Source organism: Bradyrhizobium sp. MOS001 (assembly GCF_004634465.1).
Lineage (GTDB): Bacteria > Pseudomonadota > Alphaproteobacteria > Rhizobiales > Xanthobacteraceae > Bradyrhizobium > Bradyrhizobium barranii.
The window spans coordinates 288,895-305,812 of the sequence record NZ_SPVJ01000001.1; the positions used below are offsets into that span (position 1 = coordinate 288,895).

Sequence of the window (16,918 nt, forward strand, 5' to 3'; positions counted from 1 at the left end):
CAAGGAGGGTTCGATGAGCGAGCGGCAGAACCAGTACAATATCGGCCTCGACAAGACCCCCGCCAACTACGTCCCCCTGAGCCCGCTGAGCTTCCTCGCGCGCAGCGCCGCCGTCTATCCCAACCACGTCAGCACGGTCTATGAGGGCCGCAGCTTCACGTGGCGCGAGACGCATGAGCGCTGCAAGCGCTTTGCGTCCTGGCTCGGCGGCAAGGGCATCGGCGTCGGCGATACCGTCGCGGCGATGCTGCCGAACATTCCGGCGATGAACGAGGTGCACTTCGCCGTCCCCATGACCGGCGCCGTTCTCAATGCGCTCAACATTCGTCTCGATGCGCCTTCGATCGCGTTTCAGCTCGATCACGGCGGCGCCAAGATCATCCTGGTCGATCCGGAGTTTTCGACTGTCATCACCGACGCGCTCGCGCAGATGAAGGGCCCGAAGCCGTTCGTCGTCGACGTCGACGACGCCGCTTTCAAGGGCGGCAAGCGCATCGGCGAGATCGAGTATGAGGCGGCGGTTGCGCAAGGCGACCCGGGCTTCGCGGCGATCCCGCCCAAGGACGAATGGGACGCCATCGCGCTGAGCTATACCTCGGGCACCACGGGCAATCCCAAGGGCGTCGTCACCCATCATCGCGGCGCCTATCTCAACGCCGTCAGCAACATCCTCGCCGGCCAGCTTGGCCAGCATCCGATCTATCTCTGGACGCTGCCGATGTTCCACTGCAACGGCTGGTGCTTCCCCTGGACCATCGCGGCGGCCGCCGGCATCAACGTCTGCCTGCGCAAGGTCGAGCCGACAAAAATCTTCGAGCTGATCAAGCAGCACGGCGTCACCCACATGTGCGGCGCGCCGATCGTCTATAACACGCTGATCAACGCACCCGACGCGCCGAAGGGCAGTGCCGCGCGCCGCGTCGTGGGCCTGATCGCCGGCGCCGCACCGCCGGTCGCGGTGCTCGAAGGCGCAGAAAACATCGGCATCAGGCTCACGCACGTCTACGGCCTGACCGAGGTCTACGGCCCCGCCTCCGTCTGCGCCGAGCAACCCGGCTGGGACGATCTGCCGGCCGCCGAGCGCGCCAGCATGAAGCGGCGGCAGGGCGTGCCCTACCCGCTCGAGGAAGGCGTCACCGTCATCAATCCGCAGACGATGCAGGAGGTGCCCCGCGATGGCGAGACCATCGGCGAGGTCATGTTCCGCGGCAACATCGTGATGAAGGGCTACCTCAAGAACGAGAAGGCGACGAAGGAAGCCTTCGAGGGCGGCTGGTTTCACACCGGCGACCTCGGCGTGCTCGACGAGCACGGTTACGTCATCATCAAGGATCGCTCCAAGGACATCATCATTTCCGGCGGCGAGAACATTTCCTCCGTCGAGGTCGAGGACATCCTCTACAAGCATCCGGCCGTGCTGTTCGCAGCCGTCGTCGCAAAGCCCGATCCGAAATGGGGCGAGGTGCCCTGCGCCTTCGTCGAACTGAAGGACGGCGCCAGCGCGACCGAAGCCGAGATCATCGCCTTCTGCCGCACGCATATGAGCGGCTTCAAGACGCCGAAGGCCGTCGTGTTCGGACCGATCCCGAAGACGTCCACGGGCAAGATCCAGAAATTCCTGCTGCGTAACGAGGTCGGCTCGTCGAAGGCGATCTCGGCCTGAACCGAGCCGGCGCGATCAGTGCGTGTCGAGCCGCATGCCGTCATAGGCCGGCACCACGCCCGCCGGCAGCGATTGCCGGATCACCTCGTAATCGACGTCGGCCGTCATGTTGGTGATGACGGCGCGCTTCGGCTTGAAGCGCTCGATCCAGGACAGCGCATCGTTGATACTGAAATGGCTGGAATGCTGGGTGTAGCGCAAGCCGTCGACGATCCAGAGATCGAGATTCTCCAGCGCGCCCCAGCTCTCGCGCGGGATGTCGTTGAGGTCGGGCGTGTAGGCGGCATTGCCGATGCGATAGCCGAGCGCGGGGATCTGGCCGTGTTGGACCAGGAAGGCGGTCATGGTCACGTCGCCGCCCTTGCCGGTGATGGTCCGGCTTTCGCCGGCCTCGATCGAATGCCGGTGCAGGATCGGCGGATAGTCGCTGCCCTCGGGCGAGATGAAGCAGTAGGAGAACCGCGCCATGATGTCTTTCGCGGTCGACTGGTTGAAATAAACCGGAATGCGCTTGCGCATGTGGAGCACGACGGAGCGCAGATCGTCCATGCCGTGGGTCTGGTCGGCATGCTCATGGGTCAGGAACACCGCGTCGATGTGGTCGACATTGGTATCGATGAGCTGCTCGCGCAGGTCGGGCGAGGTGTCGACCACGATGCGCGTGGTCCCGTGGTGTGATGTCTGCTCGACAAGCAGCGAGCAGCGGCGGCGGCGGTTCTTTGGATTGTTGGGATCGCAGGCGCCCCAGCCGAGTGCCGGGCGCGGCACGCCGGCGGAGGAGCCGCAGCCCAGGATCGTCAGCGTCAGCGTCATGCGGCTCCCAGTCCTAAGATTTCACCTTGGAGAACAGGCGGAAGAAGTTTTCGGTGGTCTGGCGTGAGATCTCGTCGAGCGACACGCCGCGCGTTTCGGCGAGCACCTTGGCGACCTCGACCACATAGGCCGGCTCGTTGCGTTTGCCCCGGAACTTGCCGGGCGCAAGATAGGGCGAGTCTGTTTCAACCAGAATACGGTCAGACGGCAGTTCAGCCGCAAGCGCGCGCAGGGTCTCCGATTTCTTGAAGGTCAGGATGCCCGTGAAGCCGATATAGAGCCCGAGCGACACCGCCTTCAGCGCCAGCTCGCGCCCGCCCGTGTAGCAATGCAGCACGGCGCGAAACGATCCCTTGGCCGCTTCCTCCTCCAGGATGCGGCCGCAATCCTCGTCCGCCTCGCGGGTGTGGATCACCAGCGGCAGGCCGGTCGCACGAGCCGCCGCGATATGGGCGCGAAAGCCCCTCGCCTGCGCCTCCGGCGCGCCGTTGTCGTAGAAATAGTCGAGCCCGGCCTCGCCGAGCGCGACCACCTTGGGATGCCCGGTCAACCCGATCAGCTCGTCCGGCGAGATGCCGTCTTCCTCGTCCGCGTTGTGCGGATGGGTGCCGACCGAGCAGTAGACGTCGTCGTAGCGCTCAGCGATGGCCAGAAGCTGATTGAGCTTTCGCACCCGCGTGGAGATCGTGACCATACGGCCGATGCCGGCCGCACGTGCACGCGAGACGATCCCGTCGAGGTCTTCCGCAAAGTCCGGAAAATCCAGATGGCAGTGGCTGTCGACCAGCATCGCCCGAACGCCCTAGGCCGCCGGCTCGATGTAGCGCGGGAACGCCGGTGTTGGCGCCGGCAGCGTCGAGCCTGGCGCGATCCGTTTGGCGCCCCCGAGCATCGCGAAGTTCCGCTCGCCCGCGGGAATGCCGAGGCTGTCGAGCAGCAGGCCCGAGGCGGTCGGCATCGCCGGCTGGGCCAGGATCGCGATCTGGCGCACGACTTCGGCGGTGACATAGAGCACCGTCTTCTGCCTGACAGGATCGGTCTTGGCGAGCGCCCACGGCGCCTCGCCCGCGAAATAGCGGTTGGCCTCCGCGACCACGGCCCACACGGCGTTGAGCCAGTGATGGATCTGCTGCGTCGCCATCGCTTCGCGCGATGCGACGATCATGCCGTCCGCCATCGCCAGAATCGCCTTGTCGTTGTCGCTGAACTCGCCCGGCTCCGGCAGCACGCCGCCGAGCTGCTTGGCGATCATCGAAAGCGAGCGCTGCGCGAGGTTGCCGAGGTCGTTGGCGAGATCGGCATTGATGCGCGCGACGATGGCATCGTGGTTGTAGTTGCCGTCCTGGCCATACGAGACCTCGCGCAGGAAGAAATAGCGCATCTGGTCGACGCCATACTGCTCGGCAAGATTGAAGGGGTCGACGACATTGCCGACCGACTTCGACATCTTCTCGCCCCTGTTGAACAGGAAGCCATGGGCATAGACCCTCTTCGGCAGCGAAATGCCGGCCGACATCAGGAATGCGGGCCAGTAGACCGCGTGGAAGCGGATGATGTCCTTGCCGATGATGTGCACGTCGGCCGGCCAGTAGCGCCAGTTCTTGTCGCTCTCGTCGGGGAATCCGACGCCGGTGATGTAATTGGTCAGCGCGTCGACCCAGACATACATCACGTGCTCTTCGTCGCTGGGCACTTTCACGCCCCAATCGAAGGTCGTGCGCGAGATCGAGAGATCGCGCAAGCCGCCGCGTACGAAGCTCACCACCTCGTTCTTGCGCGAGTCCGGGCCAATGAATTCAGGATGATCTTCGTAGAGCTTCAGAAGCTTGTCCTGATAGGCCGACAGGCGGAAGAAATAGCTCTTCTCCTCGACCCATTCGACTGGCGTGCCTTGCGGTCCGAGGCGCACGCCGTCGTCGTTCAGGCGCGTCTCGTCCTCGGCGTAATACGCCTCGTCGCGCACCGAGTACCAGCCGGCATAGCTGTCGGCGTAGATGTCGCCGTTCGCTTCCATGCGCCGCCAGATCTCCTGGCTGGAGCGATGGTGCTGCTCTTCGGTGGTGCGGATAAAGCGGTCGAACGACACGTTCAGACGCTCGTCCATCTCCTTGAAGCGGCCAGCATTGCGGGTCGCGAGCGCGGACGGGGTCAGGCCCTCGTTCTGCGCGGTCTGGACCATCTTCTGACCGTGCTCGTCGGTGCCGGTCAGGAAGAACACGTCCTTGCCGTCGAGCCGCGCAAAGCGCGCCAGCACGTCGGCCGAGATCGCCTCATAGGCGTGGCCGATATGCGGGCTGCCGTTGGGATAGGCGATGGCGGTCGAGATGTAGAAGACGTTGTCGCGCGCGGGCGCAGCAACGGGAGTTGCGGCTTGCGAAGCTGCGACGGGCCTCAGTGCGGGCGGCGCCTCAGGCTTCGACACCTTGGGCTTCGACACCTTGGGCTTCACAACCTTTGGCGGCGTGGCGACAGGAGCCGGTGCGGCGGTCACGGCAGGCGCGGTCACTTTCGCTTTCTTGGCGACCTTCTTCGCCGGAGCCTTGCTCTTCGCCGGAGACTTGGCTGCCTTTTTGGCCGCTTTCACCGCCTTCTTGGCGACGACCGGCTTCTTCGCGGCCTTCTTGCCGGCCTTCTTTGTCGTCTTCGCAGCGCTTTTCTTCACGCCCTTCTTGACGGCAGGCTTCTTGGTCTTCTTGACCTTCTTGGCAGCTTTGCGCGCGAGCGCCTTCACGGCCTTCTTCACGGCCTTGTTGGCAGCCTTCTTCTTGCTGCTCTTGCCTCTAGCGGTTTTCTTAGCTCGCGTGGCCACGACGAATTCCTTTACCGGCTTCTCGAAATTTGGAAACGAACCTGCGTTAGGTCATTATTTGGAGCATGATCCTGTCGGAAAACCGCTGCACACTTTTCCGGATCATGCTCTAGCGCGTTGCGTCCGCCAGCCAGCCGAACACCGAGAAAACCAAGGGCTTTCGCTCCAGATTGTAGGTTTCGGTGTCGCGCGCGGCGCGGACGATCTTTTCCCATACCTCAGCTAGGCGCGCAAGGCGCGGCAGATTCTGGTTGGCATTGGCCTCGTCGGAGTGCAGGCGTTCCGCTATCCAGCGATCGATGCCGTCGATGAAGGCCGCCAGCGCGACTCGATCGCTGGTGCCAAGCGAATCGCCGAGCGTGTGCAGTTCGCGCGGATCCACCTGTGGCAGGCGCGCAAGCAGCGCCGCCGTGCGCTGCTGCAGCTTCAGGGCATCGCCGCCGAGCAGCGTCAGCGCCCGCGCGACACTGCCCTCGGAGGCCTCCGCGGCCTCGCGCAGCGCCGGATCGTTCGGATCGAGGTCAGCCGTCGAAGCTGCGGCGCCGATCACATCATCCGTGTCGAGCGGGCGCAGGCGCAGCTTGCGGCAGCGCGACTGGATCGTGGCGAGCACGCGCGCCGGCGCGTGGCTGACCAGGAGAAACAGCGATTGCTGCGGCGGTTCCTCGAGGATTTTCAGCAGCGCGTTGGCGGCATTCGGATTGAGCTCGTCGACGGTGTCGACGATGCAGACGCGCCAACCTTCTGCCGCGGCAGTCGAGCCGAAGAAACCGATCGTCTCCCGCGTCTCGTCCACGGTGATCACGGTGCGCATCACGCCGCGATCGTTGGCGGTGCGTTCCAGCGTCAACAGCCCGCCATGCGAGCTGGCCGCAACCTGCCGCGCCACGGCGTTATCAGGATCGACCGCGAGGGTCTCGGCGCGCTGCACGGACGGCGCCAGCGGCTGGCCGTTGGAAAGCACGAAGCGCGCCATGCGATAAGCCAGCGTCGCCTTGCCGATCCCCTGCGGCCCGCCGATCAGCCAGGCATGCGGGATGCGCCCGCTGCGATAGGCCGCGAGTAGCGCCGTCTCGGCCTCGCGATGGCCGAAAAGAAGGCTCGTCTCGCGCGGATGCGGAATGGCGGTTTCGCGTTCGGCCTGGCGCGGGCTCATAGGGAAACCACCGATGCAGGGGTTGGGAGAAGACGGTCGCGCAGCGCCGTCCAGACTCGTCCAGCAACCGTGTCGGGATCGGAATTGGCATCGATCAGGACGCAACGGCCGGGATCGTCCTCGGCGATCTTGCGATAGGCCTCGCGCAGGCCCTGATGGAAGCTGAGCTGCTCGCCCTCGAACCTGTCAGGTGTGCCGCTACCACGACGCACGGCGGCGCGCTGCAATCCAATCTCGACCGGCAAATCGAGGATGAGGGTGAGGTCCGGCTTGAGATCGCCGATCGTGACCCGCTGCATCGCGTTGATCAGGCCCATCGGCACGCGGCCGAGGCTGCCCTGATAGGCCCGCGTCGAGTCGGCGAAGCGGTCGCACAGCACCCAGGCGCCCCGATTGAGCGCAGGCTGGATCACGGTGCGGACATGGTCATCGCGAGCAGCCGCGAACAGCAGCGTCTCGGCTTCGGGCCCGAGCAGCTTGCCCATCCCCGACAGCACCAGGTGGCGCATGATCTCGGCACCCGGCGAGCCGCCGGGCTCGCGCGTGACGAGGGTCCGCATCCTGGCCGCAGTGAGGCGGTCGGCGAGCTTCTTGATCTGGGTCGACTTGCCGGTGCCCTCGCCGCCTTCAAAGGTGATGAAGCGTCCGCGCCCGGACGGCCGCTGTGCTGCGCTCTCACTCATGATCAGAGCTTCTCGGCGCCCGCGCGGAACATGCCGATCACGAGCTCGCTGGCACCGTCGATCGCGCGGCGCATGGTCGAGCCGGTGCCGATCGCTTCGGCGGCATAGACGGGCGTTTCCACCGCGATGTTGCCGCTGCGCCAGACCTTGACCACGCCGACCTTCTGGCCGGCTTCGATCGGCGCACGCACCGGTCCGCTATAGACGACGCGCGCAATCAGCTTGTCGCTGCCGTTCTTGTGCACCATCACCTTGACGGGCGTCTTGGCGACAAGCTTGACCGAGCGGCTCTCGCCGCCAAACACTTTTGCGTAGCCAACCTGCTGGTCGGCCGCGATCAGGGTGCGGGTCTCGAAATTGCGAAAGCCCCATTCCAGCATCTTCTTGGCTTCGGTGGCGCGATCCTCGGGATCTTCCAGGCCATTGACGACCACGATCAGCCGCGTTCCGTTCTGCACGGCCGAGCCGACCATGCCGTAGCCGCCTTCCTTGGTGTAGCCGGTTTTCAGACCGTCGGCGCCTTCCATCGAATTGAGCAGAGGATTGCGGTTGGGCTGGCGGATCTTGTTCCAGGTGTACTCCTTCTCGCCGAACAGTTTATAGAATTCGGGGAAGTCGAGAATGATGTGGCGGGCAAGGATGCCGAGCTCGCGCACCGTCATCTTGTTGCCGGGATCGGGCAGGCCGTTGGAATTGCCGAAAGTCGACTTCGTCATGCCGAGCTCGCGGGCACGCTTGGTCATGAAGTCGGCGGCAAAGATCTTCTCGTTGCCGGCAATGCCCTCGGCCAGCGCGATGCAGGCGTCATTGCCGCTCTGGATGATCGCGCCATGCAGGAGATCGTCGACCGAAACCTTGCTGTTGATGGCGGCGAACATGGTCGAGCCGCCCGAGGGCGCCCCGCCCTTGCGCCAGGCGTTCTCGCTGATCCGGTACTCGTCGGTCGGCTTGATGTCGCCCTTCTTGATGGCATTGAAGACGACTTCGGCCGTCATCAGCTTCATCATGCTGGAGGGCGCACGCAGCTCGTCGGCGTTCTTCTCGAACAGCACGCTGCCGCTGGAAGCCTCGATCAGAATCGCGGTTGGGGCGTCGCCATCGAAGCCGGAATCCTCGGTTTTCTTGGCGCCCTGGATGCTCTGGTTGGCGGCGTAGAGCGCCCCGCCCCAGCCGATGCCCGCCACCAGAACCGCAGCGATCAGCCCGCGCGCCAGCGCACCGGCGGAGAACCGGGTGCGACGGAGCGGAAAAAGACGAAATGCCATGGCGAAGCCCTGAGAGCGGCGTTCTAACAGCAGGAACCGGTGCGAACAACACGGGGCTGGCCGCCGAACCCGAGATTGCACGATTCTCGGCGCGCCCCTATCGTGGCACCTCATATTTCCCGACCAAACCCCTGAAACAAGGCGGAAAAGCGATGTTGTCCACCCGCGTCATCAAGGCCAACGGGATCGACCTGTTCATCCGCGAAGCCGGCCAAGGTCCGCTGGTGGTGCTGTGCCACGGCTGGCCCGAGCTATCCTACTCCTGGCGCCACCAGATCCCGGCGCTGGCGGACGCCGGGTTTCGCGTCGTCGCCCCTGACATGCGCGGCTACGGCCAGAGCGCGGCACCGGCGGACGTCGCCGCCTACTCGATCTTCGACACGGTCGGCGACATCGTTGGCCTCGTGCACGCGCTCGGCGAGACCAAAGCGATGGTGGTCGGCCACGACTGGGGCGCGCCGGTCGCCTGGCATGCGGCGCTGTTCCGGCCCGACATCTTCACGGCGGTGGCGGGCCTGAGCGTGCCGCCGCCATTCCGCGGCCGCGGCAAGCCGCTCGATCTGCTGCGCCAGGGCGGCGTCACCAATTTCTACTGGCAGTATTTCCAGACGCCCGGCGTCGCCGAGGCCGAGTTCGAGCGTGACATCGCCCGCACCATGCGCATCGTGCTCGGCGGGCGCGGCCTTGCCGATCCCAGTGCCGCGATGTTCGTCCAGGAGGGCAAGGGCTTTCTCGGTCACGCGCTCGCCGAGGAGCCGCTGCCCAACTGGCTCAGCGAGGCTGACCTCGCCTATTTCACCGAAAGCTTCCGCAAGTCCGGCTTCCGCGGCGGGCTGAACTGGTACCGTAACCTCGACCGCAATTGGGAGCTGACGGCGCCCTGGCAGGACGCGCAGATCCATCAGCCGTCGCTCTTCATTGCCGGCTCCAAAGACGCCGTCATCACCGGCCTGATCGGCGCCAAGCGCGTCAACGAGCTCGAGCGCGTCCTGCCCAATCTGACGCGGAAGCTGATCATCGAAGGCGCCGGCCATTGGGTCCAGCAGGAACGGTCCGACGAGGTCAATGCTGCGCTGCTGAAGTTCCTGCGCGAGGTGACTGTGCGTTAGGCGAGATCCTTTTTCATCGCGATATGGGCGGCGCCCGCCTGCCCGGTCTCGGCAAATCCTCGCCGCAGGTAAAACCTGAGCGCGGCCGAATTGTCCGCGAGCACCGAGAGGGTCAGCGCGCCGAGACCCTGCTGCCGTGCGCTCGCTTCGAGCGCGTCGAGGATCTTCGTACCGGCGCCGCGACCGCAATCGGCCGGCAGCAGCGCGATATCGATGATGTGCCAGTGCTCGCTTTCGCAATGAAGCAGCAGCCGGCCGATCGCGGTCCCGTCCTGTGTGACGATCAGCGAGATCGCACCCGGAAACTGCGCGGCATAGCCGGCCGCCTGGCCGCGGAACTGTTGCGCGATGATCTGGCCGACGATCGGCCCGGACAATCCGGTCGCGGTGAATTGCCCCGTCCGCACCTCCTCGAAGAGATGCCGGATGAACGGCTCGTCGATCGGACTTGCGGGCCGAAGCCGAAGAGCCGGATCGTCCGGAACGATGTCGAGCGGCGCGCCGTCAATCATGCCGTCGCGCACTCAAGATCGTTCAGGAGCTGCCAAAAGCCGGAAAGATTCCCGCGTAGGCGATACACCACACGATCGCCTGGGTCGGCTGCATGTTGTCGTGCGGCAGGTTCTGCCCGGTGAGTGTGACGGCGCTTGGCACCAAGGTGAGACTGCCGGGTGGCGCCGTGAAGCCGGTGAAGTTCGGGTCGATCGCAACCGTGGTCCCCGCCGCGCCGGGACCTGCCGTAGCGCCTGTCGCGCTCTTGTCGCCGAGTTGCAGGGCGTGCGTGTGCCTCGCCATGTTGTCGCCGATCAGCGTCACCGTCGAACTGCCGACGGTCTCGCCGACGACATAATTTTGCAATCCCGGACCTTGCCCCTGGCCGATCGCGACCGAACCGTTCAGGTTCGGCAAGGCGAAATTGGTCGTGCCATTGCCGCCGTAATAGGTACCGATGAGTGCAAATAACGCACTGTAGCCCTGAATTGGCAGGAGCTGGCCGCCGCACGGTAGCCAGGCGCTGTTGAAGCCGCCGACTGCAAAAGGAAACGTAAAAGCCTGGATTTCTCCGACGAACGGATCTGACATGTTGTCTTTCCTTGAGACTGAATACGGATGCGTGCGCAGCCTAACCGGACGAAGGGAAGACGCCCGCGTAGCAAATGCAGTAATTGGCAACGACGCTCGGCATCATGTTGTTGTGCCCGATGCTGTTGCCCGAAGTGGCGACGCAGGGGGCCATCGTGGAGTACGTCCCGGCGTTCGCAATCGGTGCGTAGAGTTCACCTGCTGACGCCGTGGCAAGATGGAGGGTCGGCCCGGGCGTTACATCCGTTGCTGTCGCGGTCGAGGACATCAGCGCATGACTGTGGGTCGGCATTTCGGCTTCGATCAGGGTGTGGTTCTCCTCACCCCCGGGCTGGCCCAGCGTATAGTTCGGAAGGCCTGTCCCCTGTCCCTGTCCGATCGGCACACGGCCGCGCAGATCGGGAAGGTTGAACGTGTTGACGCCATCGCCGCCATAGGTGGTGCCGATCACGGCGTAAAGCGTCTCAAACTGGGCAATCGAGACCGACTGTCCATTGCAGGCGAACCAGCCGTCCGGCACCCGCGGAAAGCCAAACAACCTGATCTCGCCGATAAACGGATCTGCCATCGCATATGATCCTTTGGTGTGCGCCCGTTCCGATCCGATCGGCGAATGCGCGAATTCCGATCGGCGAATGCGCGAATATGGGAAAATTGAAGTGGGCGGATTACGTTTGCGAAAATGCGGCCGTGCAGCCGCTCAGCTTCGCGACGGAAAAATCCCCTGCGTCGCGATCAGATAGCTGATCGTGAGATAGGGCTGCATGTTGTTATGCTGCTGGTTGCCGCCTTCGTTCACCAGATTGGTGGCGGTGGCCAATGGCGTGTCGCCGCTCCCGGCTGCGGCAAAAATCTTCGTCGGGTTGGTCGCCGGCAGTGAGTTTGTCGCGAAGACGTTGCCTGTGGGAGGGACGCTCCCGCGTCCGCCTCCTCCGACCGCTGCAGACACTTGAATGAGATGATTGTGGGCCGGGAGCTGCTGCACATTGAGGCTGGCCATATACGATCCGCCGGTCATGCCCACGGGATATTGGCCGGCGCCACTCGAGCCGAGGATCGCGCGACCGCGCAGATCCGGGAGTGCAAACGTCGTCACTCCGTTGCCGCCATAATAGGTGCCGAGCAACGAGAACAGCGCGGAATTTTGCTGGATGGCCAGCAGCGCACCGTTACACAGCGCCCAACCTCTGGGAATCACTGCGCCCGCAAAAGGCATGATCTGTCCGAGAACCGGCTGTAACGGCATGACCCCTCCCCCAAAAAACTAACGACCCGTCGCGTGATGATGCAGACCACGACGGCGGCACTTAAATTAAAGAATGAATTTATTGCGGCCCACTCGCCAAGATTGTTGAACAGCCAGCGTCGACAGTCAAGCGCAAGCGCAACCATAAATTGACACGCCAAGCGTTTCCGTCGATTACTATCAAAGCACGCTTTTGTTGCCGCTATGCAACGGTTCGCCGGAAAGTAGTGCTTGCGACTTGGTTTGAGCAGTTTGGCTGGCTCGCTCGCTTGCGTTGCGCACCGCGTCCCGTCAAATGCACGCAACGATATAGGCGAATAATTTCACAATCAGGGATTTTAGGCGGATGCTCTATCGAGAGCTGCCGCTAAGGGGGGCCGGTGAGTCACGCAATTGCGGTGGCCATTCCAGCGATAATCGGGAAATTGGCGATCCCGACACGTGATGGTGAAGCTACGCCTTCGCGGATATTGCGCTCTCTCTGGCGGGCGGCTCAACGCATCTGCATCGCGGCCGTCGTGATGCTCGGCGCGATGGCAGCGGCGAACGCGGCTTGCGATCAAACGACGGATTCGACGTCGGGCGTGACCATCAACTTCACGTCGGTCGGTCAGATCTATCGCCTGTGTCTGACCGTCGGCGCAGCCGCGGCCGACGACTCGGTTGTATACGGCGTCTATTCCGTCGCGGGCACAGACGCCTTTTACAATGCACCGATCGCAAATTCGAGCGGCCATTCGGGCAGCCCACTGCTCACAGCGGCCGATTATAATCCGACCACGTCAAAGGCAACTTACACATTTCATCCAACGAACCCGAACCAAAACGGTCAATCCGCGAAGGCCGGCCAGGCCGAGATCGATATCACGCTGAACAGCAAGACAGGTGGCGGACAGGACTCGATCACCCTGTATTACACGCCGGGCTGCAGCGATTTCAACGTGGGCTGCTCCGGCAGCTCGATCGCAAACACCCCTTATACGTTCACGATCAATCTACCCAGCCCCACGGTGACGTCGGTTTCACCGACGACCGGGCCGCTCGCCGGCGGCACTTCGGTGGTGATCACGGGTACCAACTTCACCGGGACGACCGGCGCGGCCGGCGTCAAGTTCGGCGCCACCAACGCGACGGGTTACACCGTCAATTCCAATACGCAGATCACGGCGACGGCGCCGGCGGGGTCCGCCGGGACCGTCGATGTCACCGTCACCAACGGCTCGACATCGCCGACGTCGGCGGCGGACCAGTTCACCTATGTCGCCGCGCCGACTGTAACCTCGATATCGCCGACATCAGGTCCAACCGGTGGCGGCACATCGGTGATCATCACCGGCACGAATTTCAGCACGACCACAGGCGCTGCCGGCGTGAAGTTCGGCGCCAACAATGCCGCGAGCTACACGGTCAATTCCAATACCCAGATCACGGCCACTGCGCCTGCCGGAACCGGCACCGTCGACGTCACCGTCACGACAGTAGGCGGAACGTCCGCGACCACGGCCTCCGACCAGTTCACCTATGTGGGCGCGCCCACCGTCACCTCGATTTCGCCGACCTCGGGTCCGGGCTCTGGCGGCACCACCGTAACCATCACCGGCACCAACTTCACAGGCGCGACGGCCGTGGTGTTCGGAGCAGCGGCTGCGACTGGCGTCACGGTTAATTCGGCGACCCAGATCACCGCGACGTCGCCGGCAGGAACCAGCACGATCGACATCAGGGTGACGACAGCCGGCGGCACGTCCGCAACATCTGCAGCGGACCAGTTCACTTATATTGCCGCTCCCACCGTCACCTCGATCTCCCCGACCGCAGGTCCGGCGGCCGGCGGGACGTCGGTGACGATCACCGGCACCAACTTCACCGGAGTCACGGCCGTGACGTTCGGCGGGACCGCGGCGGCCGGCTTCACATTCAATTCAGCGACATCGATCACGGCGACCTCGCCGGCGGGTGCCGCCGGTGCTGTTGACGTCAGGGTCACAACACCGGGCGGGACATCAGCGACCTCGGCTGCGGATCAGTTCACCTATGCCGCGCCGCCGACCGTGACGTCGATCTCGCCGACATCGGGTCCGCAGACCGGCGGCACGACCGTGGTCATCACCGGTACGAACTTCTCCGGAGCAACTGCGGTCACGTTCGGCGCAACGGCGGCAACCGGTTTCGCGGTCAATTCGGCGACCCAGATCACCGCGACATCGCCCGCAGGCACTGGTACGGTCGACATCACGGTGACGACCGTGGGCGGAACATCGGCAACGTCAGCAGCCGATCAATTCACTTATGTTCCGGCACCGACGGTCACTTCGATTTCGCCGACCTCGGGTCCGGGCGTTGGCGGCACCACCGTAACCATCACCGGCACCAACTTCACAGGCGCGACGACCGTAGTGTTCGGAGCAACGGCTGCGACTGGCGTCACGGTCAATTCGGCGACCCAGATCACCGCGACGTCGCCGGCAGGAACCAGCACGATCGACATCAGGGTGACGACAGCCGGCGGCACCTCGGCCACCTCCGCCGCCGACCAGTTCACCTATGTCGCCACGCCAGCCGTCACGTCGCTTTCGCCGACGTCGGGGCCGGCGGCCGGCGGCACGGTGGTGACGATCACGGGCACCAATTTCACCGGCGTCACGGCCGTGTCATTCGGCGGGACGGCCGCGGCCGGCTTCACGTTCAATTCAGCGACCTCGATCACCGCGACCTCTCCGGCGGGGGCCGCCGGTACTGTTGACGTCAGGGTCACGACGCCGGGCGGGACGTCCGCGATCTCGGCGGCTGATCAGTTCACCTATGCCGGCCCTCCCTCGATCACGTCGATTTCGCCGACAGGCGGCCCCCTAGGCGGCGGCACCATTGTCACGATCACCGGCGCCAATCTGTCAGGTGCAACGGTGGTGACGTTCGGCGCCACGGCGGCGGCCGGCTTCACCGTCAATTCGGCAACCCAGATCACCGCGACATCGCCTGCCGGGGCCGGCACCGTGGACATCAGGGTAACGACGGTAGGCGGAACGTCGGCAATGTCCGCGGCGGATCAGTTCAGCTACGCCGCGACGCCGGCGGTGACGTCGGTTGCGCCGAATGCGGGCCTGCTCGCCGGCGGAACGTCGGTCACCATCACGGGCACCGCGTTGTCCGGAGCCACCGCGGTGAAGTTCGGCGCAACCAATGCGACCAGCTTCACTGTCAATTCGGCAACCTCGATCACCGCGGTCTCGCCGGCCGGCGCCGGTACGGTCGATGTCACCGTGACGACGCCAGGCGGAACGTCCGCCACATCGGCATCGGACCAATTCAGCTACACGCCGGCACCAACGGTCGGCTCGATCTCACCGAGCTCCGGATCCGCGATCGGCAGCACCTCCGTGGCGGTCACGGGGACCGGATTCACCGGCGCCATCGCAGTGAAGTTCGGCGCCAACAACGCGACCAGCTTCACGGTCAATTCGGCAACGTCGATCACCGCAACCTCGCCGCCCGGCGCCGGCACGGTCGATGTCACCGTGACGACGGCCGGAGGGACGTCGCCGACCTCGGCGGCAGACAGGTTCACCTATCTGTCCGCGACGACCACCACGGAGCTCACGTCGTCGAAGAATCCGAGCAGCTACGGCGAGTCTGTAACTTTCACGGCCAAGGTGAGCAGCTTGGGCGGAACGCCGACGGGAACGGTCACTTTCAACGACGGCGGCACGCCGATCGGCACGTCTACCCTGTCGGCCGGTGTCGCCACCTTTGCCACGACCACACTCGCCGTCGGCAATCACAGCATCACGGCAACCTACAACGTCAGTGTGGCCTTCAACGCCTCGACCTCGCCGGCTCTGAACCAGTCGGTCGACATTCCCGCCGACAGCGCCAAGCTGCGCGCCCTCCAGCTCAACGTCACCAAGATCGTGGCGCAGAGTTCGGGACAGGCGATCTCCGGTTCGATTGACACCGCGATTTCCGAAGGGTTCAGCGACGGCGGGCAATACATCACGCCAGGCGCGGGCGGACTGCGCGTCAATTTCGCCGCCGCGCCCGACGGCGATGAGGACGACAAGCCCAAATCCGGTCAGCAGCCCGGTTCTCAAAGTTTGAACGCCTATTCGGGCGACGGCGGCCCCGGCCGGACCGGCGGCCGCGGGCGCGGCTCCTCGCGGATCGATGACGCCTTCGCCGCGATCGATCGGGCGGCTCCGACCAAGGCACCGGCTGCGCGCTTCAGGGAGCAGAAGGACTGGCTGTTCTGGATCGACGCGCGCGGCAGCGGCATCGATCAGTGGGGCTCGTCCGGCAACATCGGTCAGGGTGCAACCCAGGCCACGCTCTTCGGCCAGCAGATCAACCTGCTGTCCGGACTGACCTACCGGGCGAGACCCAATTTGCTGGTCGGTGTGACCGGCGGCTATGAGAACTTCAGCTACACCCAGACCGACATCAACGGAAAGCTGAAGGGCGACGGCTGGACCGTCGGTGCCTATCTCGGCTGGAAGATCATCCCGACGCTGCGTTACGACGTGGCCGTGACCTATTCCGGCATCGGCTATGACGGCACCGCCGGCACGGCCCAAGGCAACTTCAACGGCAATCGCTGGATATTCGCGACCGGCTTCACCGGCAGCTACAGCTGGGCCAATTTCAATATCGAACCGTCGGCCAAGGTCTACGCGATCTGGGAGCGGGAAAACGCCTATGTCGACTCGCTCGGCACCCAGCAGGCGGCCCGCACCTTCTCGAGCGGCCGCGCGTCTGCCGGCAACAGGGTCTCCTACCCCATACCGTGGCTCGATAGCGTGCTGCTGGCGCCCTATGCCGGCGTCTTTGCCGACTATTACTTCACGCAGGACGATGCGGCCGCGATCGTTGCTGCGGGCGGCATCCCGCTCGCTTCGACACCATTGCTCCAGGGCTGGTCAGCCCGCATCACGGGCGGCATCGGCGCAAGGCTGGCGGGCGGCACCACGGTCGGCTTCGGCGCCGAACTCGGCGGCATCGGCAGCAACACGCAGATCTGGACGTTCACGGGACGCGCGCGCATCCCATTCTGATCCCTGGGCGCTACGCCGCTCGCCGGATTTGCCGGCTTGGTACCTG

The 16,918-nt window shown here is 64.6% G+C and carries 13 protein-coding genes; 3 read left to right on the top strand and 10 right to left on the bottom strand.

Translation table 11 applies throughout. The annotated features are described in order from the left end of the window. The first annotated feature begins 13 nt into the window (after nucleotides 1-13). A complete protein-coding gene (locus tag CT676_RS01400) occupies nucleotides 14-1,663 on the top strand; it encodes an acyl-CoA synthetase (protein WP_085401497.1) in 1,650 nt (549 codons plus the stop codon). Nucleotides 1,664-1,678: 15 nt separating this feature from the next. Here CT676_RS01400 and CT676_RS01405 read toward each other — a convergent pair whose 3' ends face one another. The 6 genes from CT676_RS01405 to CT676_RS01430 all read right to left on the bottom strand — a co-directional run bounded on the left by CT676_RS01405 (nucleotide 1,679) and on the right by CT676_RS01430 (nucleotide 8,389). Beyond that, on the bottom strand, nucleotides 1,679-2,476 hold the full coding sequence (locus tag CT676_RS01405) for an MBL fold metallo-hydrolase (protein WP_085401498.1): 798 nt from the start codon (nucleotides 2,474-2,476) through the stop codon (nucleotides 1,679-1,681). Between the two features lie 13 nt (nucleotides 2,477-2,489). Next, nucleotides 2,490-3,266 (bottom strand): TatD family hydrolase, encoded by a 777-nt coding sequence (locus CT676_RS01410; protein ID WP_085401499.1) that lies wholly within the window; start codon nucleotides 3,264-3,266, stop codon nucleotides 2,490-2,492. A gap of 12 nt (nucleotides 3,267-3,278) precedes the next feature. Next, nucleotides 3,279-5,285, bottom strand: coding sequence for a methionine--tRNA ligase (gene metG / locus CT676_RS01415; protein ID WP_135213642.1), 2,007 nt, complete (start codon nucleotides 5,283-5,285; stop codon nucleotides 3,279-3,281). 109 nt (nucleotides 5,286-5,394) lie between these two features. Then, a complete protein-coding gene (locus CT676_RS01420; protein WP_135213643.1) occupies nucleotides 5,395-6,441 on the bottom strand; it encodes a DNA polymerase III subunit delta' in 1,047 nt (348 codons plus the stop codon). Beyond that, entirely contained in the window at nucleotides 6,438-7,124 is a 687-nt protein-coding gene (gene tmk, locus CT676_RS01425) for a dTMP kinase (protein ID WP_085401502.1), read from the bottom strand. The genes CT676_RS01420 and tmk overlap by 4 nt, the downstream gene beginning before the upstream one ends. A 2-nt stretch (nucleotides 7,125-7,126) precedes the next feature. Continuing rightward, nucleotides 7,127-8,389, bottom strand: a complete 1,263-nt coding sequence (locus CT676_RS01430; protein ID WP_085401503.1) for a D-alanyl-D-alanine carboxypeptidase family protein — start codon at nucleotides 8,387-8,389, stop codon at nucleotides 7,127-7,129. Nucleotides 8,390-8,541: 152 nt separating this feature from the next. Between CT676_RS01430 and CT676_RS01435 the strand changes: the two genes are divergently transcribed. Beyond that, complete coding sequence (locus tag CT676_RS01435) at nucleotides 8,542-9,498, top strand: alpha/beta hydrolase (protein WP_085401504.1); 957 nt, start codon at nucleotides 8,542-8,544, stop codon at nucleotides 9,496-9,498. Here the strand turns inward: CT676_RS01435 and CT676_RS01440 are convergent. The 4 genes from CT676_RS01440 to CT676_RS01455 form a co-directional block, all read right to left on the bottom strand. After that, a complete protein-coding gene (locus CT676_RS01440; protein WP_244623032.1) occupies nucleotides 9,495-10,022 on the bottom strand; it encodes a GNAT family N-acetyltransferase in 528 nt (175 codons plus the stop codon). The two genes, CT676_RS01435 and CT676_RS01440, sit on opposite strands and share 4 nt — an antisense overlap. A 10-nt stretch (nucleotides 10,023-10,032) precedes the next feature. Then, nucleotides 10,033-10,581, bottom strand: a complete 549-nt coding sequence (locus tag CT676_RS01445) for a tail fiber protein (protein ID WP_085401505.1) — start codon at nucleotides 10,579-10,581, stop codon at nucleotides 10,033-10,035. 40 nt (nucleotides 10,582-10,621) lie between these two features. Then, on the bottom strand, nucleotides 10,622-11,149 hold the full coding sequence (locus tag CT676_RS01450) for a tail fiber protein (protein WP_085401506.1): 528 nt from the start codon (nucleotides 11,147-11,149) through the stop codon (nucleotides 10,622-10,624). A 132-nt stretch (nucleotides 11,150-11,281) separates the two neighbouring features. Further along, nucleotides 11,282-11,827 carry a tail fiber protein gene (locus CT676_RS01455; protein WP_063983286.1) on the bottom strand — a complete coding sequence of 182 codons (546 nt, stop codon included), beginning with the start codon at nucleotides 11,825-11,827 and terminating at the stop codon, nucleotides 11,282-11,284. 584 nt (nucleotides 11,828-12,411) lie between these two features. Here CT676_RS01455 and CT676_RS01460 point away from each other — a divergent pair. Continuing rightward, complete coding sequence (locus CT676_RS01460; protein WP_244623033.1) at nucleotides 12,412-16,872, top strand: IPT/TIG domain-containing protein; 4,461 nt, start codon at nucleotides 12,412-12,414, stop codon at nucleotides 16,870-16,872. Nucleotides 16,873-16,918 lie beyond the last annotated feature (46 nt).

Excerpts from the sequence above, each read along its gene's own strand:
- CT676_RS01400 (WP_085401497.1), top strand. The coding sequence starts at position 14 with ATGAGCGAGCGGCAGAACCAGTACAATATCGGCCTCGACAAGACCCCC.
- CT676_RS01405 (WP_085401498.1), bottom strand. The coding sequence starts at position 2,476 with ATGACGCTGACGCTGACGATCCTGGGCTGCGGCTCCTCCGCCGGCGTG.
- CT676_RS01410 (WP_085401499.1), bottom strand. The coding sequence starts at position 3,266 with ATGCTGGTCGACAGCCACTGCCATCTGGATTTTCCGGACTTTGCGGAA.
- CT676_RS01420 (WP_135213643.1), bottom strand. The coding sequence starts at position 6,441 with ATGAGCCCGCGCCAGGCCGAACGCGAAACCGCCATTCCGCATCCGCGC.
- tmk (WP_085401502.1), bottom strand. The coding sequence starts at position 7,124 with ATGAGTGAGAGCGCAGCACAGCGGCCGTCCGGGCGCGGACGCTTCATC.
- CT676_RS01430 (WP_085401503.1), bottom strand. The coding sequence starts at position 8,389 with ATGGCATTTCGTCTTTTTCCGCTCCGTCGCACCCGGTTCTCCGCCGGT.
- CT676_RS01435 (WP_085401504.1), top strand. The coding sequence starts at position 8,542 with ATGTTGTCCACCCGCGTCATCAAGGCCAACGGGATCGACCTGTTCATC.
- CT676_RS01445 (WP_085401505.1), bottom strand. The coding sequence starts at position 10,581 with ATGTCAGATCCGTTCGTCGGAGAAATCCAGGCTTTTACGTTTCCTTTT.
- CT676_RS01450 (WP_085401506.1), bottom strand. The coding sequence starts at position 11,149 with ATGGCAGATCCGTTTATCGGCGAGATCAGGTTGTTTGGCTTTCCGCGG.
- CT676_RS01455 (WP_063983286.1), bottom strand. The coding sequence starts at position 11,827 with ATGCCGTTACAGCCGGTTCTCGGACAGATCATGCCTTTTGCGGGCGCA.